The sequence below is a fragment of the Fimbriimonadaceae bacterium genome, from assembly GCA_019638775.1.
Lineage (GTDB): Bacteria > Armatimonadota > Fimbriimonadia > Fimbriimonadales > Fimbriimonadaceae > JAHBTD01.
In genome coordinates this window covers 1,294,595-1,315,284 of record JAHBTD010000001.1, presented here as the reverse complement: position 1 = coordinate 1,315,284, position 20,690 = coordinate 1,294,595, and the positions used below count along the sequence as shown (strand labels likewise).

Below are 20,690 nucleotides of genomic sequence, written 5' to 3'. Positions count from 1 at the left end.
CTATGCACCTTGAGACGTCAGAGCGCATATTGAGGGAACTCTTCCGGGCGTTGGGTGCTTCCTACTGCCACGAGGGTTTCACAAAAGATTTTCCAAACGATGATATACGCATTCTTAGCCACCTTACTCATCTCCGGATCAAGCCAAGACACCAGCCCCCACAGCGCGGCGATGCTGGTTTCGTCGTCTAGTTTCGTCCAGCCCGGTGTGCCGTTCTGGCTCGGTCTGCGTATGACGATGGACAAAGGCTGGCACAGCTATTGGCAGTTCCCCGGCGACTCCGGGCAGGCCACGAGCATCGACTATAAACTCCCCCCAGACTGGAAGATCGGAGAGTTGAAATGGCCCATCCCCAAGATTCACCCACAAGACGGCTTTACAACCTTTATTTATGAGGATGAGGTCATTCTGATGGCTTTGGTGACGCCGCCAAAGACCGCCAAGGTCGGCACCACCATCACGATTTCAGCAAACGCTACCTGGCTCATTTGTGAGGAATCCTGCGTCCCGGCACGGGAGAAGGTGAGCATCAACCTTCCGATAGCGGCCCAGGCCAAACCTAGCGTAACGTGGGCTCCGCGTATGGCAGCTGTTCAAAAGCAATGGCCGCAGGCGCCTGCCGCATGGCAGTTTTCCGCCTTCCAAGACGGCAAGGACATCGTCCTCAAAGGACTCTCCAAAGGTGCCTTCAACCCGCCAAAGCAGCTTTCGTTCATGCCCAAAGACGGCGACACAATCAAGCTCATGCCGTCCTATAGCGTCAAAGCCGAGCCGAACGGATTCATTATCCGAATGCCCATCTCCGAGTACGCATCAACCAAGCCGACCCGCCTCAGCGGAGTGCTGATGGGCACGGGCAATGCCCCCGGCTTCGAACTCGACCTCAAGATTTCAAACCTATCGAATGAAGGAGAACTCCAATGAAAGTAAAACATCTCATCTCAATTGGCGTGTTCGGCATCTTTGCCGCCACCGCACTTGTAGTCGCACAGGGCCAGAAGGGGACCGAAGCGTCGGCGGCTCCCGGGGCAGACGCTCCCGAATTCACTCTGCCAGCATCCAACGGCAAGTCCATTAGCCTCGACAGCTATGAGGGCAAATATGTCGTGCTTGAGTGGACCAACCACGACTGCCCCTACGTCGTCAAGCACTACGGCGGCGGCAGCATGCAGAAGACTCAAAAGTGGGCGACCGACAAGGGCGTGGTCTGGCTTCAGATCATCTCCTCCGCTCCCGGCAAGCAGGGCTACCTGACCGCCGATCAAGCCAACGCTATGATCAAAGAGAAGGGCTTTAACTCGACAGCGCTCCTCCTCGATCCCGATGGCAAGGTGGGCAAAATGTACAGCGCCCGAACGACCCCGCACATGTTTGTGATCGATCCCAAGGGCAAGATCATCTACGCGGGTGGTATCGACGACAAGGCAACCGCAAACGCTGCCGACATCGCCACCTCCACCAACTATATCAAGCAGGCGCTCGAAGAGGCACTGGCCGGAAAGTCCGTTTCCGTGGCTACTAGCCGCCCGTACGGCTGCTCCGTTAAGTACTAAGAGGCGACATGCCTTAAATAAGCGATCCCTCCACATCTGAAGGATGTGGAGGGATTTTTGGCGAATAGCCATGCCTCAACCCTCTCCTAAGGGTTGAGGCTATATCGCAACTCTCAAAGCCAGCGTTTCCTGCCTTCAGATGCGTCATCTGGAGACTATGGAGCCTCGGAATCAGCCTCCAGACTGCGAATCTGGAGGCAAAGAGGCTCTCGCAGAGGCGCAGAGTTCGCAGAGACCTCAACTCAACCTCTGCGTTCTTTGCGAACTCTGCGTGAAACGATTTCCCGCCCCCTAAATCAGCCTCTATAAACGGCACCGACGGAACGGTGCCCTCCCGCAATCACGCAAACAAAGGCTCGCTGGCCTCCAGACGCGGCCCGTTCGCATCGCAGACCGCGAACCTTGCCCGGCCACTCATACAAACTCCCGCATACCGACCCTTGGCATCCAAAACGTAGAAATTCAGCCCGAACGCCGGGTTGCCCTGAGTATTCTGCAGACGCTTCTCCGTGTTCGCTGCTACCCGTCTCAGCGCCTCAAGACCCGCATCTTTGGGATGCTTGCCCCGCCGCAACTCTTCCACCACCAGGAAGGAACAAAGGTTGTAAAGGTTCGCCTCGCCGCGCCCCGTTGAGCCTGCCGCTCCGACTGCTCCATCCACGTATAGGCCAGCGCCAAGGATCGGCGAATCGCCAACCCGACCAGGGATTTTGAACGCCAATCCGCTTGTTGTGGTCACCCCACAAATCTCCCCTTTGGCGTTGATGCCGTTACAGTTGATGGTGCCGTAGTAGTGCTCAGGGTCGATCATCCCATCGGCAATCATGGATAGCGCCGCACGACGACCGGCCTCTTCGTCAAGGCCCCCACCGCCGCGCTTGGCAGGATCCAGATAATGCTCGGGATCGGTTCGACGCTTCCACTCCAACCAAACTCGGCGCGAATTCTCGGTATTCAGATCGTCCTCGATCGTCATCCCCATCGCTTTGGCAAACGCTTGAGCGCCCTTCCCGACCAGCAGATGGTGATCCGTGCTGCTTGCAACCAGTTGCGCGACCTTGCTGGGGGTGCGCACCCCCTCCAGCGAAGCCACCCCGCCCGCCCACTTTCTTGGGCCGTGCATGCAGCAACTATCGAGTTGCACGATGCCGTCGGCATTCGGCAGACCGCCATAGCCCACCGACGAATCCGCCGGGTCGAGCTCCACGATGTTCACACCGGCAATCAGAGCATCCAAAACGTCACTGCCCTCGGTCATCATCCGGTACGCCGTTTGCACGCAGGTCTCTGTGCCCCCGTTCTTCACAGTGTTGCCGTTGCCACTGGAGATCACGCGCGGCTGAACATGCCCTTGCAACCATATCGTAGGACCATCAAAAGCCTTAACCAAGGGCGATGCCGCCATCGCGGCACCCGCACCTAACAATCGACGACGAGAAATCGACTTACTCATAAGCCCCTGATTCGACAACCAAGACAGGACATCCTTTCTTGGTCAGCGAAGAGTAACGCATGGCGATAAGCAAAGAGTATCAAGCGATGCTGGAGGAGAGGCTTGCGGCAGTAGCGACGGCACCCATCCGAACGAAGTCGATGTTTGGCGGTCTGGGCGTCTACTCGGGCGAACTGTTCTTTGCCGTGGCGGATGATGGCAAGCTGTATTTTAAGGTCGACGACACCAACCGCTCCGACTACGAAGCCGCCGGGATGGAGCCCTTCAACCCGATGAACGCACCCACCCCAATGAGCTATTGGGAGGTGCCCAAAGCTGTCTTCGAAGATGCCAAGGAGCTTGGCGTTTGGATGGAGAAGGCGGTTAGCGTTGCTGAGAGAGCCAAAAGGCCGCGCAAAAAATGACAAGGTACGTCGCTCTTTGTCTGGCAACTTTGGCGTTGACCGGTTGCTCACCCTCCAAGCCGCAGCAAGTCGCTAAGCCAGAAGCTAAACCGGTTGGAATGTCACCGCTGGAAGGCATGTCTGCGGATAACATCGGTGGGCTTTGTCCAGGTTGGCTGCTCGCGGTCTCGCCCGACGGCCAGCGGTTCGCTGTCTACAATCAAGTGAGAGGCACGGTGCGAATCCTCTCCTGGACTGAGGACGATTCTATTACTCAATTTACCGTCGATGAACTCCCGATCCGACTCTACGAGAACTCCCCACATCAGGCGCAATTCTCGCCCGACGGAGAATACATAGCCTTCGACGAGGAGGGGTGGACTGGGGCAAGCACAATCTACTTAGGGAGACCTTACGGCAGCTTACGATTACTCCACGGAGCCGAGGACTATGCAGATATGGTCTTCTCGCCCGACGGCAAGTCCCTTGCTGCGCTCTCCCCTGCCCTCCAAAGGTGGGACCTCAGCACCGGCAAACTCATGGAAAGACCCCCGGAAGGGGAGTTATTCTCTGGTCCAGACGTCAGCTTTGTAGACGGCTCGAACGGGCAGCTCGTCTATTGGATCGACGGGGCTGACGATGGCCCTCAAACGCTTGTTGTCCGTGAGACATTTAGCAAGAAAGTCTTGATGAAAAAGCGGCTGACGAACGCAGATGGGGAACTCAATATTCCTATCACTCTGCCAGGCAAACCCTTGACGCTGATCGGTCGACCCAAAAACGTGCCCGCAGACATCGCGCTCAAGTTTTCTCCGAGCGGTCGTTACGTTGGATTCCGACCTGCGGGCAGACAAAAGCTAATCGTTCAAGACTCGCTGAGCGGCCAAAGCATCTGCGAGATCAATTCGTCGGACCTGGGCACAGAAATAGTCTCACAAAACTGGTGGTTTGTCACGGATAGACTCATCGCCATCTTCAATCGAGTCTTTGACGTCAGCTCTGGCAAGCTTGCTTTCACGATCTATGGTGATTCCGTACCGCTCGGAATGGAGGTATTTGAGGAGGATGAGAATCGTCCCTTCGGTATCGCAAAGAGGGCGTTGATCGTCTTGCCCGACGGAACCTGCAGTTCCGACCCGAGGGAAGCCGCGCATGTCATTGACTCCAAATCAACCCTCATCGCAAACCCGGCCGCCGTTGCTCAGAGGCTTAAAGAGCTCTTTGCAGGAGCCCCGGTTGGCCGATCCTCAGCCATGGTCCCGCGATAAGACTCGACCAGCGTCTCAGAAATCACGTACACTACTTTTATGCTGTTCGCCGTCTTTGGAGTTATCTTCTTTCTGCTCCTTGTCGGGGCCGGATTCGCGCTGGCAAAAGATATCAAGAATAAGGGCCGTTGAGTGGTGGCACATTCGTCCCGAGCGTACGTCGCATAGGCGTCTCGCCCATGCATTCCCGGCTTGCGAAGAACGGCATCGGGTGGATTCTCAGCTTGGCCACGGGCGGGACGCCCGTGGAACGCTTGGGCGAGACGCCCAAGCCACACTCCGCCCCTCACTCATAGCTCCTAGCTACTCACTCCTAGCTACTCACGCCCAGCTCATAGCTACCCAACAAACTTCTCCCGGACGACGTCCCACATGCCGTACCGATCCAGCTGATCGTTGCAGAAGATCACCATGCCAGGAACGCCGGTGTGCTCGATCGTCTCGATGACCCGGCGCATCTTCTCCGGCGGGTAGGGGCCGTCCGGCTCCTCGAAGAAGAGGAAGTTCGTCGCGATGCCGATGTAGAGCGCCTCGAAGTCCCTCGCCCATTCTTTCTGCCGATGGATCGTCTCCTCCAGCAATCCCAGATATTGCTCGAAGGTGCCGGGGAAATGGTCGCGGTAGTCCATCGGGATGGTGATCTCCATGTACGGCGCGAAGGTGCGCCAGTCTTGCCCGATGAAGCGTCCGCTGTGGATGGGGTTTTTGAAGATCGCGCCGCTCAGCTTCATCTTCGGGTTCACCGCCTTTACTGCGGCGTGGCACTCTCGGGTGAACTCGGTGATCCAATGGGTGCGGTAGGTGTAGAAGAAATAATCGAGGTCGCTCCGACCGCCTTGGAAGAACTGCCCTTCCAGCAGGAAGTCGGCCTTCATGTGCCGAGGCAGCGCGTCCCAATTCGGCGGCAGCACGCGGGGGCTCGGCTCCCAGTGCGACTCCAGAAATGGGCGATCGTAGAGGGGATGGTGAAACGACTCGTCGGGGAAACTTTCATGGATGAGGCTGTTGAACCTCGGCATGTTCTCCAGGCAATAGTCGCAATAGCAGTACTGGTCTGGGGCAACGTCTCCCGGATAGCGCACATAGTCGTGGTGGATCGACGCCCATTGATACCGCTCGGCAAAGTCGGCATAAAGGGGGATCAGCCACTGGTCCGTGTAGCCGGGGCGCTGAGCAGGGCACATCCACATCCCGCCAAACCTCTTGCCGCGCAGGATCACCTCGGCTGTCGTTGCGCCGTGCTTGTCGCGCATGGCCCACTCGGGGTGCTCGAGGAAAATCGGGCTCTTCTCGCTCTCGAAGAAGTCGAAGAACCAAGCGTGGGGCTGGATGCCGCGCTTGGCACATTCTTCCTGGAGCACGGCAGGCAGATCGAACGACTTGTACGGCTCCTGAACGAGGTCGGGGAATCTTTTGCTGGGCCAGGCGATGGTGCCGTTTCCATGCTTCACGCACATGAAGAAGGCGTTGATGCCGTTGGCCTGCAACTTGTCAAGGAACGCACAGACCGATTCCCTCGTCGTCCCCGCCTCATGAGAACTGCACCAGACGCCACGTAAAGAAAAACCCGCCACGGCCCAGTTTAACTGCGCCGCAAGATGTTTGTCACCGGATTACTTTCATAACCACCGAGACCAATCAAATGGACACACGCCCAGCATTGTCCAGAGCCAAGCGCACAATCCGATTCGCATGATCCATCGCATCTTGGTCTGTCATGTGGCTAAGCGAGCCATAGCGCTCGCTACTGTCGAGCCGGGCACCCACGGCCTCCGCACGCAAAGCGAGATACTCTTGAAGATTTGCCGAGGGTATATCGCTTAGCTGGATGTTTCCCAGCGCGAGCTTCCAGGCTCGCTCTAGACGCTGTTGCACGCTCCCCTCACCCAAGCAGATCATATCTGCCGCTTGATGCAAAAACCGCCAAAAGCGCTCGGGCTGATCGAGGGTTATCGCTGCCATGGCCCAGACGTACTTAATCTGGTCATTCCATTTCTCATATTCGTTTGGCTGAACGGTCATTACTCCCTCCGTTCGTATCAAACCCTCATATGTATTATTGTGCGGATTTCCCCCATTTGTAAAAAATTTTTTGTAACGAACGAAAAATATGCGCATTTAAGCTCATCTTTCACCTTAAATGTATTCGCCGAAGTTGAGATATGATCAGAATTCTTTACAGTTATGTATGGTTTAAGCGTGCAATCTGTCCCAACTAATACTTATTCTAAAGAATCAACAAATACTGTCATAAGTGCCGCAGCGTCGTGTGCATAGGACCTCATATTAGTTCAAAACGCGGGCCTATGCCGCTGGGCTTCCAACACGCCATAATCGTTTGGTGAGACTGACGCGAGCCCCTGGAGCCCTCCTTCTCAAAACCGCGTCCCAACTTTTTCGGGACGAGGAGGAGCGCGAACAGTTCGTCAAGGCCCTCACCGAAGGCGTCGCGCGTGAGCAAGCCCTCATTCTTCTCGAAGATCGCCCAGAAATTCGTGCTTTCCCAAAATTGACTGCGGTCGAATGGCAGCCCGACTTCGTGGTCCGCATCCGCGACACATTCCGCCCTGGCAGACACCCGCTGCACGATAAAGGCGCTTATTACGTCCTCGACTTCTCGTCTATCTTCTCCGCATCCGTGATGCTGGCGATCGAAAGCGCACCCAAAACGATCCTCGATCTTTGCGCTTCCCCCGGAGGAAAATCCATCTTCGCGTCCAAGCTCTTCCAGCCCACGTTACTTGCCTGTAACGAAACGATCCGAAAGCGCTGCGGAACGCTCATTGCCAACCTCAAGCGTTGCCACATCGAAAACTCGGTGGTGTGGTCTGCCGATCCTTCCGTTTACGCGAAACGATTCCCGGAAGCTTTCGACCTAATCCTTGTGGACGCCCCTTGTTCCGGGCAGTCGCTGCTCGCAAAGGGCGAACCGAACCCCGGCTGCTTCGCCCCAAACATGATCGACATGAATGTTGGGCGTCAGCGCAGGATCACCGGAAATGCGATTCAATGCCTCCGCCCCGGAGGACACCTTTTCTATTCCACTTGCACATTCGCCATCAAGGAGAATGAGCGGATCATCGAATGGCTGCTAAAGGAGTACGACGACCTCGAAGCCGTCGAGATTCCCCACCTCGCCGAATACAAATCCAAGTATTCGGAGGTGACGTGCTACCGGCTTTTCCCCCATTACGGCCTCGGTGCGGGAGCCTTTGCCGCCCTCATCCGGCGCAAAGGCGAGCCCGACGCGCACTACCCGGAAACGCTAAAAGAACTGACTGGACTGTGGCATTACGGCAAAGAAGAAGACCCGGCACGGGATTCGAGGCCGGAGTCGAAGCGGGAGTACAAGAAGCCCGAGCCTAAGCCTTTCGTCATTCGCCGTAAGAAGCGGTAGCCGCAGGCTGCTCATAAAGGGTAAGCCTCTCCCGTGCAAGCTGAAATTGAAATCCTCCTTCGCGCCCGACGAAAGAAAGCGGCAGAAATCTGGAATCTGAATCAACAGATCGTCCTGATTGGGGCCGGAAGTCCAATCAACATCCCCGGTGGAGCCGACCAGTGCTTCGAGTATCGCCCCCACCCCGAATACCGCTGGCTTGCCGAACGCCAAAGGCCCGGCTCGGTCCTTGCCTATGATCCGAATGAAGGTTGGACCGACTTTGTTCCGCCCGTCACCGAACTTGAGCAAGTGTGGGATGGCGATGTTTCCATCGATGAGCCCTACTTGCCCATCACCGAACTAAACGGCTGGCTCAGTCAGCGAGCCGGAAGGCCGGTCGCGCTACTTGGCGTACCTCATGCCGGGATTGAAGAGGACCACGAACTCACCCTCCTCCTACGCAATCAACTTAGCCATGTCCGCCGCCCCAAGGATTCTCATGAGCTCGTCCTGCTCAAGCGAGCTGCATCCGCTACAGCTGCCGGACACGCTGCTGCCGTCGAGTTCATCCAACCCGGCGTCACCGAGCGCCAAATCCAAGTCGTGCTCGAAGCTGCGACCTGCCTCACCGGAGCCGACGGCATGGGCTATCACTCCATCGTCGGCACCGGAAGCAACAGCGCCGTATTCCATTTCACGCCCGGTGATCGAGTGGTGCAAAGCGACGATATGGTGCTGATCGACGCCGGTGGCCATGTCGACGGCTACGTTGCCGACGTCACCCGAACCTATCCCGCGTCGGGCAAGTTCACGCCCGAGCAGCAGGCGCTCTACGACACAGTCCACGCCGCTCTTAATGCCTGCATCGAAGAATGCACCATCGGACGCGAGTGGCACGATGTCCACCACACCGCTGCCCTCACGATGGCTCAAGGCATGAAAGATATGGGGATCTCCCTCGTCAGCCCAGAAGACCTCGTCGAAAGCGAAGCCATCGCCCTATTCTTCCCCCACGGAGTCGGCCACATGGTCGGGCTAGGCGTGCGCGATGCCAGCGGAGGCCTGTTGGGCCGGGATCGCCCATCCCGATGCTGCGGCGTCAACGTCCGGGTCGATTTGCCGCTGGAAGAAGGCTATCTGATGACTGTTGAGCCCGGGCTCTACTTCATCCCCGCCCTGCTGCAAAAAGCCGAAAACCGCGACCGCTTCCGAGACGTACTGAATTGGGAAGTCGTTGATCGCTGGATCGGTCAGGGTGGTGTAAGGCTGGAGGACAACATCCTCGTCACCACCGACGGGCCGATGAATTTGACCAGCGATATTCCACGATAGCAACAACTCTCCAATCTCCAATCCTCAACCCGATACAATAACCAAGAATGTCCGGTTTTGCCCTGCCGCCCGAACAGCCATACGTTGACATCACAAACCAGGCCCAGGCCTGGGTGGCCGAATTCGCCCCGCTCGTGATGGACGACACCCCCCTCACTGAGCGTGAGGTCCACGAACGCCTCGACATCCTCGAACGCCTCCGAGATTCCGGCCCCAAAATTCAGACCCGCCTCAACGCCGCCGACAACTACGAGCACTCCCGCCTCGCCTCCACCATGGAGCACGCGATCTCCCAAATCGACAGCATCGAAACTGATCTGCGCAAGCGCCTCGCCCGGCTATCCCCCGGCGACCCCGAAGGCATCGTCGATCTCAACACTCTGCAAGAGCGGCTAGAGCAGCGATCCGCCAAGTTGGAGATGGGCGTCCCCACCGACCTCGAAATCCCACCCGTTCTCAAGCTCAAACTCTCACCCGGCAACATTGGCGGCGCGCTTTTTATCGGCCTGTTTGGGCTGGGGTGGACGGCCTTCACCACTTTTCACGCCGTGCTCATGATCGGGGGGATGCTCACTGCATTCGGCTGGCCAGCGCTGTTTATGCTCCTCTTCTACTCCATCTTCTTCGCCGCAGGTTTTGCCATGTTTGCTGCGGCTTACAACGCTGCAGCGAACGAAGAAATTGAATTGGACGGATACGAGCTCACCATCCGCAAAACGCTCTTTGGGATTAAGCGAGAGAAGAAGTATCGTCTGCCCCAAGACGCGAAAGCTGAGTGCGTCGCAAAGATTATGGAGGTCGAAAACGAAGGCTTCAGACAGTCGAATTCAAGAAAAACCGTCACGGCTATCGTTATGACCGACGACCAAGATCGCCAAATCACCTTCGGCGCCGCTGCCTCTCAGCGCACCCGCGAGAAAACAGTCGAACACCTGAACGCATATTTAAGCGCTCAGGAATAATTTCCCTCCCCTTCCATTTTTCTGGAAATGGAAGGGGAGGGTTAGGGTGGGGAGGTCCCCATGCCCAGCATGTTTCGGTTCGCCATTCAGCCGACGAAGTCGGTGCGGGCTGCGTAGCCGAGAACACCTCAAGGATAAATAGCTATCGCCTCAAATCCGCCGTTGCCCCTAGAAGCCAAGACATTCACGCCCATCCGCGCCGAGCCGATCTTCGCCGAAGACAAAAACGCCTCCGCATCCTCGGCCGACTTAAACCCATAGCTCGAAAAGTTGCCCATCAACTTCGATCGGATAGCATCCTGCGCTTGCTTTGTAACCTGCGCGAGGTTCATTCCTTTGTCAAGCGCAGCCAAAAACTCCGACGTTGACGTGTCCTTTGCCCTCGCTCCCAAGTGTTCCAGCGCCTTCACAGAAAGCGTCTGCATCTCAAGCTGCATCTTCGCCAGGTGCTTCGACACCTCTTCAAAGTCCTGCGCCCAGACCAGTCCACCGGTGCGCTGCTTGCCCAAATACTGCAAATGAATAGAGCGAGGCGAAACGCCATTCAAGTATCCAGGGGATCGACGCGGCGGGTCCCCAGGCTTGGCTTTTGGAATCAACAGCGGATTCTTATTGAGCTGCTCACGCACTCCCGGATTGTAAGGCTGGCTAAAACTGAGGCTCACCGACTGCGAGCCCGATTGTAAAACAACTCTCGCCACCGGCTCCATCGCATAAGACGATTTCTCGGCTGATACTGCCCCGCAAAGCCCGCCAAAGAAGTCCTTTACAAAGGTCGAAAGCCCGGGCTCGATATCGCCCGCCACCACCCCATCCTTAGCTGCCAACACCGCGCGCCAAAACCCCGACATCTTTTCGATCCGCTCCTGCTGCGCAAGCTTAGGGTCAATCAGGTAAAGCTTCCCTCCGGCAGAAAAGCGGACATAACTCTCCCCCTCCAACTTCTTGACGGCATCCTCCACTGTTGCTTTGGAAAGCGTCTCAAAACGGTCCTTGGGGATCGGTTCCGCTGTCGCAATGACGAAGGTGTCTGGGAAGCCGCCCCCATCCTGCCCAACCGCCAACGCGCCAACTGCCCCGGCAATCACCGCCAACGCCACAACCAGCAATCGGCGAAGATCGCCCGCCCGCCACATCAAAACTCCCACGTCAGCAATGACGCCCCTACTCGGCTCAAGTTCGACACCGTGCTGCAAACGTCACTGATATCCAACCGCGACTATATCATCGCATATCTACATGCGAAAACAATAACGTGTCCTATATCCCTTCTGACTCTACGAAGACAGGAAGGTACCTGTACAATCGACCAAGAGATTCTACATCCTCGATTGGCACACAAGTAAGTGGCGACTTCGCACTACGATCAAAAGGCATTTCACGAATTAGACAAGCTAGTTCTATAGCAGTCAGCTTCGGAGGGTCAATCTGATATGGCACAGACGTTGCATTGATATGTTCTATATCCGCAAATCTACAAGAATCAAGCTTCGACCGATCACCTCCTTGATACAATACATAACCTACTGTATGCATATGCACACTATCACAGTAGCTATAATTAAATATTTGCTTAGCTTCAAAGCGAGTTCCTTGTGCCTGCCCGCTGTTACGCTCTAAAAGTGCGTTATCTAATTCTGCCTGAATTATTTTAGAATTAACCGAATATATTCCTTCTCCATAAGTATCACTCACGACAATATCTTGCGGGAAACGCTCATCAGTCACTCTTTCCCGCAAAGTTTCCCAGCGTCTTTCTTGCGCTTTGCATGCCAACGCTTTAAATGTCAGCATTATGATACTTCCGCTCTGTGCACTTTTGCAATATATTGAAAGGTCAATGAGGTGGCCCTCGTTCAAGTAGTCTTCGTAATCAAGCCATAGTATGGTGCGTGCCTCATATCCGATCGATTGAAGGACATCCGTGCTCTTCTTAAACTCCAATTTTATACATTTAAGTGGTAGGTTGAACTCAATTCTCTCTCTCAACCCTTGCTTATGCTCTATCGAAATAAAGTCGTTAATTGCCAATGCTTTGTGGAATAGAAGAAAATCTACAAAATAGATACTGCCGAAACCAATATAGCGGTAACTGTCCAGCGCTCCGAAATTACTAAGCCTTTGAAAGGCTTCAACCATCATGCGCCTTTCAATCGACTTAGAAGGACGCAGGCGGTAATCAACTTTTGGTCGTATTATAGCTTGTTTATTCATCTTCACATTCGTACTTATAATAATACTCTAGGGTTTTCTCGCCAACCTCGCGGTTTGTTCTTACCTGCAGGCACTCTTTAATCTTTTCGACTATCTCCTTATCGTACTGAAAAGCAACTTTAGCAAGCCCCTCCTGATCTTCATCCATTACTTCTAACTCACGTGCAGAAAACTTACTCTCCTTCGCCAGAGTAAATAGTTCATATCGGCCAGTATCGTCAAGCGTCTTTTCAATTTCGACACGTTCCTCGTCTTCCTTCCCTCTATGCTTTTTGTATGCTTTCAATTCATCTAGCCAACGCAGTACGGGATACATGCTCTCAATCATTTCCTTTAATGCGATAGTGTACACAAAAGAATCTGTATCCAAATCTGTCTTTGTAGTATTCCAAGGTAATGCGTCAATATTTACACTTTCAAACATAAGAAATCCGCGAAATCTGCTATACTGATTGTGATAGCGTGGTGTTCTACCCTTCTTGTTCCACGCTGTAGTCTCGCTTTTGTCAGCTTGCAGTAACATACGGTGGTTGCAGAATACATACCATCCCGCTTCTTCAGGAACTCCTTTGGATAGTCCTGCAATAACCCAAAGCCGAATTGGTGCTTCCTCACCAATTGGTACGTTCCTAATTCTGACCTCTGGTCTTATCTCATCGGAACTAGCGACGCCAAGATGAACACTTTTGACGTCAGTTCCGTTTACTTTTATGGTTAAGCCGTCCATCATATTCCAAAGATGTCTATATGATAACATACGCATTAGTCGCGAAATGGTTTGTGAGTTATGAAATTGTTCTGAAACAGTGTCAAATAGCTCTGAAACTTCAACTGTGGTACCGTACCCATAACTAGGAGCGACTTGCGGAGACTCATCAAGTTTGGTGAATCTGAATTGCCATGGCCCTTCTTCTTTTTTCCATTGTTCAACATCTACATCAATTTCAAAACTAGATTGTTCAGCCGTTGATGACACATTGAAATGTCGACCCATTTTAAAAATGGCACGTTTCATTCCGATTCCAAATCGCCCAACTGACTTTGTATCATGTAAAAACTCATCAGGTCTTCCAAATTTAAATGCACGTTCACGGGCCACCTTTGCATCCATACCTCCGCAATTGTCCTTAATCGTAAATGTCTGCTTATTCAAAAATAGTTCAACTCTAAATCCGTCGAGAGACACATTACTGCTGCGACGCGCTGCGTCTACGGAATTATCGACTAGGTCTACCACTGCACTTAGAAGATCAATGTCACGAACGATCATCGAAATAAAGAATTCTTTCTGTGGATCAGCTTCTACTATGATGGATTGATCATTGCTCATTTACTAGTGATATCCTCCAGTGCTACGGCGACCACTTTAGCAAGAATAGGGGGTACAGCATTTCCTACTTGGCGAAATCCATGCCAATGCGTCGGATGAAATTCGTGAGCATCTTCGAAGCTGTGCAATCTTGCAGCCTCCCGTACTGTAATGCATCGCGGCTGAGAAGGGTGAATTGGGCGAGCGGCCATGAAGGAGCCTTTATCGCGCCCGGTTCCTGCCCTCAACGTGTTGGAAACGCTGTCCCACGCTAGCCGTTTGAATCGTGAGATGGCCTCAAACTCGCCAGCTTTTGTTGCCTCGAACCGCTTGATGACAGCGTCTGAGTGAGTTGGAAAGGCACAGCAGGTTAGCGGGTCGCTGCTTGAATCACGGCCTTCTCGGAGCTGTTTGGCGTATTCACTGGGGAAACCCAGCTCTCCAGCATAACGATCCCCAACAATCGAATCTGCATCGATCAGTTCAAGGTCCCCTATCGCGTCACGAACCGTGATACACTCGGTTGCGCCTATGGGCTTCGGTTTCTCCGGTACAGGCATGCCTCCCCTCTTAGCCACGATAATAACCCTCCGCCTCGATTGCGGTACACCGTAATCTACAGCATCTATCACCCAAGGGTCAAGCACTTCATAATTTTCAGCTTCAAGCAGTTTTCTTAATGCGTCATAAAATGATCGGGTTGCACCGACGAGTAACCCAGTCACGTTCTCTGCAACGATGTAGTTTGGATTGAGTTCCGTCGCAAGACGTCCAAACTCAAGGAGAATCGAACTCCGAGGGTCATCAAGGCTACGTTTTCCCATCAAGGAGAAGCCTTGACATGGCGGACCGCCAAAAACGACGTGAATCTCCTTACGGCCAAGCTTCGCCAAAGATCTTAGCTCGACCGCCGAAAGGCATTCAAGGTCCTCTCGAATCGCCTCGCATTCAGGAAAGTTTCGATGGTGATAGTCGACATTGATGGGATCGTTATCGACTGCTGCGCGGACATCGAATCCGGCATCGCGAAATCCCGCACTCATGCCGCCGACGCCGCAACAGAGATCAATTCCGATCAAGTGCTTCCCCATGAATTCATACCAAGAGACGATCGAAGAATAGCATAGTTGTCGCTCCTGAACCTAAATCACGATAGAATGAGCCATGGATCGGCTTTCACCCGAACGGCGGACGCGGCTGATGAAACGTGTGCGATCCAAGGACAGCCTCATTGAGGTCGCCCTTCGACGAGCCCTTTGGAGTCGAGGTATTCGGTATCGAAAACACGTGCGAAAGCTCCCGGGCACGCCAGATATCGTGATTTTTCGAGCGCGTATCGCCATCTTTGTCGATTCGGAATTCTGGCACGGGTACAACTGGGAACGCCAGAAAGTGAATCTGGACACAAACAAAGAGTTTTGGATCGCAAAAATCGAGCGCAATATTATGCGAGATCGAGAGGTGAATGCCGCTCTTGAAAGTGCAGGCTGGACTGTCATGCGGTTCTGGGGCAAACAGATTCAGAAGGATTTGGAAGGCTGTATCCGCAAGGTGCTGGAAAGTCTTAATCCACCCTTAAGCGAGCCAATTAGGATGGTGGCAGAGAAGCGCAAGCCATACGCCTCATGACGGGCTACACACCCCGACCAACTGCTCCACGTGGTAAGCATCATGCCCCAGAATATGCCCGGCATAGTCCGCTACCGACAGCTTTCCAAAATGGCTGTGCGCAAAGCGCTGCTCAAGCTGCTCCTCGCTCAAACCCTTCAGCCGGACAGTCAGTTGCGCCCGCTCCGTCGCAAACTTCTGCATCATCGACGCCACATCCCAAGCGTCGTAATTCTGCTCCACACACCGCGCGCCCTCGTCATAATCCGGAACCTCCGCGCCATCCTGCCCCAAAGCCGCCTCAATCCGCGAAAGATGGATCGCCTCCCAATCCGCCCAGTGCGCCAAAGCCTGCCGAGCCGTGAACCGACCCACCCCGGTGGGAACGTCCAACCGATCCGCCGGAACAGCCCCCGCAAGCCGGGCGTACAGGCTCATATTCTTCTCCAAACCGATGAAAATGTAGGGGCTGAGCATAGCCGGATTCTACCGTCGCAGCGCTGATTTGGGAGAGATCGGAAATCGGAAGTCGGAAAGCCCATTTCAAAACTCTTCACCCTAATCCTGTGCGCGACGCTTACAGCCTCTCCCTCAAGGGAGAGGAGGTGTAAAGGTCGGAGATCGGGGACTCAATTCAAGCGAATCTACAATCCAAAATCAGAACTCCGCCCTCCCCCAACAACAAAACCGGGTAGCCCTTCTACAGGACTAACCCGGTTCCACAAACCCCACCCAGAAAGCCGAAAGGACCGCTAAAGCGACCCTTTTGAGCTTAGAGAAGGGTTAAAGTAGGCGTTGCTCCCGCTCAGCGAAAACGAGCGCTTGCCTTCTTTAAAGGTGCACTTGGTTGCGGTTGCCTGCATCACGGTTGAATGCATCACACTATTGATGTTGCTGTAGGTGATCGGCGTCTTTTTATCGCCTCCAAGAACCACTTTCGTACTCAAACTCATAGCCTTGCCGTCACCGACGCTGCATGAGTAGTTGCCACCTTTGCCGGAGATGGTTATCTTCGAGCTATGTACACCATCGAGTTTGCCCCAATCTTTAAAGGCAGCCGTCATAAACTCGGTGCACGCTTTCCGTTTTGCATCGTTCGGGGCATCGATGTAGAGGACCAAATAGTCACCCGGTTTGACGGCATAAGCGCCGCGAGTGCCGTCGAAGTTCTTGCCGTTGTAGGTTCCGCTCGTGAAAGAAAAGAACCCTACGCCTTCGCATCCCATCTCAACCCCGGTGAGTTCACACGGGCAAGGGGCAGAGCAACTGCAACCCTCGACATACATGCCCTTAAATGAGAATGAAGCTTTGCCGGGTACGGGTGAGCCCGTTGTAGAGCCGGCGGCCAACAATAAACCTGTAGCCAATAGTAAGCCAGTATGCTTGAAAGTCATTGAGACCCTCCTTGATAAACCCGCGAACTAGGCGGGTGTCTTTACAATGTTATCAGAAGGCAAGGACTGCTGAGACTGAATATTTTCTCAGCAATCTTTGGGGGACAAATTGAGAGTCCGTCACGATTCCAACCCTAAGGGATGACACCCTCAATCTACAATCTACAATCCCAAAGGCTCCGACCCTCTACCGCCCAAAATACCACCGCATCGCCTTCACGCCTTCGCTCTTCCACATCTCCTGATCGTGCCCGCACACGCGCTCATTGAACTTCAGAATCCCTTTCCAGTCCATGATCTGCCGCGCGAAGATGGTCGTTGCGCGCAGAAAGCCCGGCTCCAGCGTGCCTGCACAAAGGTAGAACTGCGGCATCACTTTGGGCTTGGTCAGCTCGGGCACGATGCCGACCGAAAGCGGCACCGACAGGCCGAAGACGTCGCCCTTTCGGAGGCCCACTTCTGCGGCGAACACCCCGCCGTTTGAGAAGCCGATCACCCCGCGATTCTCGCGCCGACCGCCGATGCCGTACTTCTTCTCTGCCCAGGCCACCGCCTCTTCCGAGAAGAACTTCAGGTGTCCGTCGAACCTTTCTTTGCCGATCTCGCGTATGTACTCTTTGGCCCGCATATCCTGTTCGGGGTCGTAGGACTTGCCCTGCTCGCCCCGGTAGCCGCCGGACTCCAGCCCGACGATGGCGATCGGCGGAAGCTCCCCCGCCAACATCAGCGGCTCCATCACTTCGGCAAACATCTTTGATGCGCCGTCTGCCGCATAAAGCGCGAAGATCTTCTGCCCCGGCTTGAGCAGGGAGGACGGGGGCAGATAGAGCGAGCCTTTGCGCTTTTCGCCGAGGGCCTTGCTGTCGATCTCGAACGGCTCGATCTTGCCTTGGAGGGGGTCAGCGACCGTCAGCGCAGGCTCAGCCTTCGGCCCGCGATAGACCCCATCCGCCTTAAAGCTGGTCGGCCTCACCGGACCGGTCAAGAGGAAGCCCCAGGTCACCACGGCTTGGTCGGCGTTCGGCACGCGGATGCGCAGCGCCCAAAGGTCTTCGGTATCCGGCACCTTCTGCAAAGGCTTCTGAATCCCGCCCATGAGCTGAACGCCTTCGACTTTCCCTTGATACACAAAGGTCATCTCCTCCCCCGTGACCGAGAGCTTGCCCACGTCGGCGAGCTGCTTGGAGAGTTCGGCGGCAGGGGGCAAGGGAAGGACGGCGTAAGGCTCGCGGACGGAACCGGTCTGACCCAGGGAGATGCTGAGGAGGGCAAGCGCTGCAGAGACGATCATAATTGGGACTGTACCACTTATGAGGATTGGAGAGTTCCCGTTTCTCTTAAAACGGAAGGTTTACCGCTTGCAACACCATAGCACCGTCTCACCCCAAGCTACTTCGCCAGGGTGACCCAGTCCGGGTCTAGCCCACGCGCCAGCAGAAGCTCCGACAGCTGCCCCACATGCCCCTGCAAATGCCGCAGATTCAGCAGCTCGTGTGACATCTTGCTGATGCCACGCTTGCGGTACCAGTCGATCCCGCAGTCGTCGGTGTCCAGGTCCAGCGCGTCGATCGTCGGATCGAGAATCGAATCCAGATAGCCTAGATAGTCCAGCATCTCTTGCTTGGCCATCGGCTCGGCGTCTTCGGGGAATTCGTAAGGCTCGGTGCTCCACGGCGGCGACCACATGTCGTCAAAGTAGCCCGGCTTGCGGCCGGGCCAGGGCTTGAAATCCGCCAGGGTTTGCCCAAGGTAAAGGTGGGTGAAGAAGACGGCGTGGAAGGCGATCCGCCAGAACGCGCGATAGATGATCCGGTCGTCATCGTCGATGGCGGGGTTCGGGGTGGTCCACAGATCGTCCGGGCACTTGCGGATGCAGTCGGCAAGCATGGCCAGCCCGGCGTGATACTGCTCCTTCAACGCTTGGCGGATGTGCATGAGGTGGAGGATACCAATTTGGAGTGCGGGGCTGACTTTGGGAGTGCGCGAATTCATTCGCGCTTCCACAGGTGGTGATTTATCGCGGGTCCGGTCACTCCTACAGGTTCGTAATTATTCCTTGAACATCCACTTTGTAAAGCTTCACAGATACTATTGAGTCTGGTATCTTAATACATCTACAACTTCCACACTGCTAATTGTGCCAAGTTAGCCATCCATTTCGTACGCTCTTCAATTTCCCAAGCACCCCATACAGCGGCATTAGCAACAACAGGATCTAGTTTTATTCCATTCCTAATAAGGATCTGCTTTTTCTCATGAAATGGCAAATCACGTAACACCTCATTATTTAACTTAGCCGGCACTAACACCAGATTTCCAGCTGAGGAGATCGTTGCAATGTCCACGCCATTCTTCAATTCCGACTCCGACAAAATGTGCTCTATTGACATCGACTGCCTGTCGGACCCCAACGCCGGATTTAGGTGTTGATGAAACTTCCAAAGCACATATTCGGTCAGCGGCCTATTCTTGGATCTGGACTTTGCAAAAAATACACGCTGAGAATAATTTGCCGCAAACTCAGCAGCTGCTGGTAGCCGATTCTGCATCTTAGGCTTGAGACTTCGAATAGCTCCAATACGCTCGTCATTGTCTGTAGCTTCAAAAAGGTCACGACCATGCTTACTATACATGGCAGCAATGCCGCCTGAACCTCGCAAACTCGTAATGGCTGTGTATTGAAAATGAAAGTTTTCTACTAGTAAGATCGCCTCCTTGGCATGTGCATATTTCAACCTTCCAGCGAGCCACTCACGTAGGACGGATAACACAAACGGAATTGCCTGACGCAAACCAAACTGATCAATGGATTCTATCGAATCTTTCAGTGCTAAATGTTCCCTATTCCAAGTTAAAATATCAGCATCATAAATAGCATTGTAAATGAGGGAGTCGTTAGACAGCTCATCGAGGAACTCCAGTGCCTTTTCAGAGCTAATACTTCTACGCACAGATTTGTAAAGTAATCGACTTGGCAAATACTCTCTTGTAGAAAGCCATTGGTGATGCAAAAAAGTATCCATGTCTACACGACTGGCTTTCATATGTTCAATTCTTTGTCTTATTACCTCCCACTTTTCCTTCGACGTATCTAGGCGCTGGTCTTCTGGCTGGAGAGATCGCAGCAAATGAGTCTTAACTAGATCGGCGACTGCGAGATCCTTACCACGCGTGTTTAATGTTTCAAACACTTCGTAAGCATCTTGTTCATTGGCGATATCAGTAAATATTACTTTAAGTTTTAAAACTTTGTCTCTCAATCGCTTGAGTTCTGTTTCTATGGCATTTTTCGCGTCATCTCCGTTTAATCCCACACTTACGCGTTTGAGTCTCTCGTTCACCTTATAGAGAAGAAGTTGGTAAGCATTTTTAAGTGCGAGCTCTTCCGGTGAAACAGCGGCCGGTGTTTTAGCACTCTCCATTCGTTGAATATGGTCGTGAAAGTAAGGGTATGATGTTTCTGTCTCTATCACGAAGCGCTTGTTGGCATTCAAGTCGTCTCTCTCAATCAGATTTTGCACTGAAGTGGCGAGCGGCGCTAACCCGAATTCCAACATAGTATCTCTGATGGCAGCGATAAGCATCGTAATTGTTGTCAGTCGCTGTTGACCATCGACGATTCCAAGCTCAGGACTCTTACCGTAAAGGACCATGGATCCTATGAAGTAGTCCGCCTCTGTATCGCGAGTAACGTCGTCCCAAAACTCTTCAACCAGCTCAACCTCCCAAGAGTAAGGTCTTTGGAACCTTGGAACGAAGTAGAAATTCGTTTGCAGAATATCCCTAATTTCCCGATCGACGCTAGTAATCTTCATCGTCTCGCCCCAGCGATAAT

General features: G+C 53.9%; 20 protein-coding genes. 8 read left to right on the top strand and 12 right to left on the bottom strand.

From position 1 onward, the window contains the following. Positions 1-99 precede the first annotated feature (99 nt). A complete protein-coding gene (locus KF784_06170) occupies positions 100-924 on the top strand; it encodes a hypothetical protein (protein ID MBX3118631.1) in 825 nt (274 codons plus the stop codon). Beyond that, on the top strand, positions 921-1,553 hold the full coding sequence (locus KF784_06165; protein MBX3118630.1) for a thioredoxin family protein: 633 nt from the start codon (positions 921-923) through the stop codon (positions 1,551-1,553). Before KF784_06170 ends, KF784_06165 begins: the two co-directional genes overlap by 4 nt. Before the next feature lie 340 nt (positions 1,554-1,893). On the opposite strand, the gene KF784_06160 is transcribed toward KF784_06165, so the two are convergent. Further along, positions 1,894-3,006 carry a N(4)-(beta-N-acetylglucosaminyl)-L-asparaginase gene (locus tag KF784_06160; protein ID MBX3118629.1) on the bottom strand — a complete coding sequence of 371 codons (1,113 nt, stop codon included), beginning with the start codon at positions 3,004-3,006 and terminating at the stop codon, positions 1,894-1,896. Positions 3,007-3,065: 59 nt separating this feature from the next. Here KF784_06160 and KF784_06155 point away from each other — a divergent pair, with 59 nt between their 5' ends. Together KF784_06155 and KF784_06150 are read left to right on the top strand one after the other, a co-directional pair. Next, on the top strand, positions 3,066-3,410 hold the full coding sequence (locus KF784_06155; protein ID MBX3118628.1) for a TfoX/Sxy family protein: 345 nt from the start codon (positions 3,066-3,068) through the stop codon (positions 3,408-3,410). Further along, positions 3,407-4,657, top strand: coding sequence for a WD40 repeat domain-containing protein (locus KF784_06150; GenBank protein MBX3118627.1), 1,251 nt, complete (start codon positions 3,407-3,409; stop codon positions 4,655-4,657). The genes KF784_06155 and KF784_06150 overlap by 4 nt, the downstream gene beginning before the upstream one ends. Positions 4,658-4,995: 338 nt before the next feature. On the opposite strand, the gene KF784_06145 is transcribed toward KF784_06150, so the two are convergent. Both KF784_06145 and KF784_06140 read right to left on the bottom strand, forming a co-directional pair. Next, on the bottom strand, positions 4,996-6,231 hold the full coding sequence (locus KF784_06145; GenBank protein MBX3118626.1) for a family 10 glycosylhydrolase: 1,236 nt from the start codon (positions 6,229-6,231) through the stop codon (positions 4,996-4,998). Positions 6,232-6,295: 64 nt separating this feature from the next. Further along, positions 6,296-6,679, bottom strand: a complete 384-nt coding sequence (locus KF784_06140) for a hypothetical protein (GenBank protein ID MBX3118625.1) — start codon at positions 6,677-6,679, stop codon at positions 6,296-6,298. 319 nt (positions 6,680-6,998) lie between these two features. On the opposite strand from KF784_06140, the gene KF784_06135 reads away from it, so the two are divergent. Genes KF784_06135 through KF784_06125 form a run of 3 tightly spaced genes read left to right on the top strand, consistent with a single transcriptional unit; the run spans position 6,999 to position 10,330 of the window. Then, positions 6,999-8,054 carry an RsmB/NOP family class I SAM-dependent RNA methyltransferase gene (locus KF784_06135; protein ID MBX3118624.1) on the top strand — a complete coding sequence of 352 codons (1,056 nt, stop codon included), beginning with the start codon at positions 6,999-7,001 and terminating at the stop codon, positions 8,052-8,054. A 33-nt stretch (positions 8,055-8,087) separates the two neighbouring features. Beyond that, complete coding sequence (locus tag KF784_06130) at positions 8,088-9,368, top strand: aminopeptidase P family protein (GenBank protein MBX3118623.1); 1,281 nt, start codon at positions 8,088-8,090, stop codon at positions 9,366-9,368. 47 nt (positions 9,369-9,415) lie between these two features. Further along, complete coding sequence (locus tag KF784_06125) at positions 9,416-10,330, top strand: hypothetical protein (GenBank protein ID MBX3118622.1); 915 nt, start codon at positions 9,416-9,418, stop codon at positions 10,328-10,330. Positions 10,331-10,458: 128 nt separating this feature from the next. On the opposite strand, the gene KF784_06120 is transcribed toward KF784_06125, so the two are convergent. The 4 genes from KF784_06120 to KF784_06105 form a co-directional block, all read right to left on the bottom strand. Continuing rightward, positions 10,459-11,526 (bottom strand): hypothetical protein, encoded by a 1,068-nt coding sequence (locus KF784_06120; protein ID MBX3118621.1) that lies wholly within the window; start codon positions 11,524-11,526, stop codon positions 10,459-10,461. A 64-nt stretch (positions 11,527-11,590) separates the two neighbouring features. Beyond that, positions 11,591-12,550 carry a hypothetical protein gene (locus tag KF784_06115; protein ID MBX3118620.1) on the bottom strand — a complete coding sequence of 320 codons (960 nt, stop codon included), beginning with the start codon at positions 12,548-12,550 and terminating at the stop codon, positions 11,591-11,593. Further along, on the bottom strand, positions 12,537-13,874 hold the full coding sequence (locus KF784_06110) for an ATP-binding protein (protein MBX3118619.1): 1,338 nt from the start codon (positions 13,872-13,874) through the stop codon (positions 12,537-12,539). The genes KF784_06115 and KF784_06110 overlap by 14 nt, the downstream gene beginning before the upstream one ends. Further along, entirely contained in the window at positions 13,871-14,944 is a 1,074-nt protein-coding gene (locus tag KF784_06105) for a DNA cytosine methyltransferase (protein MBX3118618.1), read from the bottom strand. Before KF784_06105 ends, KF784_06110 begins: the two co-directional genes overlap by 4 nt. A 73-nt stretch (positions 14,945-15,017) precedes the next feature. Between KF784_06105 and KF784_06100 the strand changes: the two genes are divergently transcribed. Beyond that, complete coding sequence (locus KF784_06100; GenBank protein MBX3118617.1) at positions 15,018-15,482, top strand: very short patch repair endonuclease; 465 nt, start codon at positions 15,018-15,020, stop codon at positions 15,480-15,482. On the opposite strand, the gene KF784_06095 is transcribed toward KF784_06100, so the two are convergent. The 5 genes from KF784_06095 to KF784_06075 form a co-directional block, all read right to left on the bottom strand. Then, on the bottom strand, positions 15,477-15,938 hold the full coding sequence (locus KF784_06095) for a DinB family protein (protein MBX3118616.1): 462 nt from the start codon (positions 15,936-15,938) through the stop codon (positions 15,477-15,479). The genes KF784_06100 and KF784_06095 overlap by 6 nt on opposite strands. Positions 15,939-16,213: 275 nt before the next feature. Continuing rightward, a complete protein-coding gene (locus KF784_06090; GenBank protein ID MBX3118615.1) occupies positions 16,214-16,855 on the bottom strand; it encodes a DUF1326 domain-containing protein in 642 nt (213 codons plus the stop codon). Positions 16,856-17,042: 187 nt separating this feature from the next. Next, on the bottom strand, positions 17,043-18,146 hold the full coding sequence (locus KF784_06085; protein ID MBX3118614.1) for a hypothetical protein: 1,104 nt from the start codon (positions 18,144-18,146) through the stop codon (positions 17,043-17,045). Between the two features lie 98 nt (positions 18,147-18,244). Beyond that, positions 18,245-18,790: a hypothetical protein gene (locus KF784_06080; GenBank protein MBX3118613.1), complete on the bottom strand. Its 546-nt coding sequence runs from the start codon at positions 18,788-18,790 to the stop codon at positions 18,245-18,247. A gap of 179 nt (positions 18,791-18,969) precedes the next feature. Then, the gene (locus KF784_06075) at positions 18,970-20,670 is read right to left on the bottom strand and encodes a DUF262 domain-containing protein (GenBank protein ID MBX3118612.1); all 1,701 of its coding nucleotides are present in this window, start codon (positions 20,668-20,670) and stop codon (positions 18,970-18,972) included. Positions 20,671-20,690: the final 20 nt, after the last annotated feature.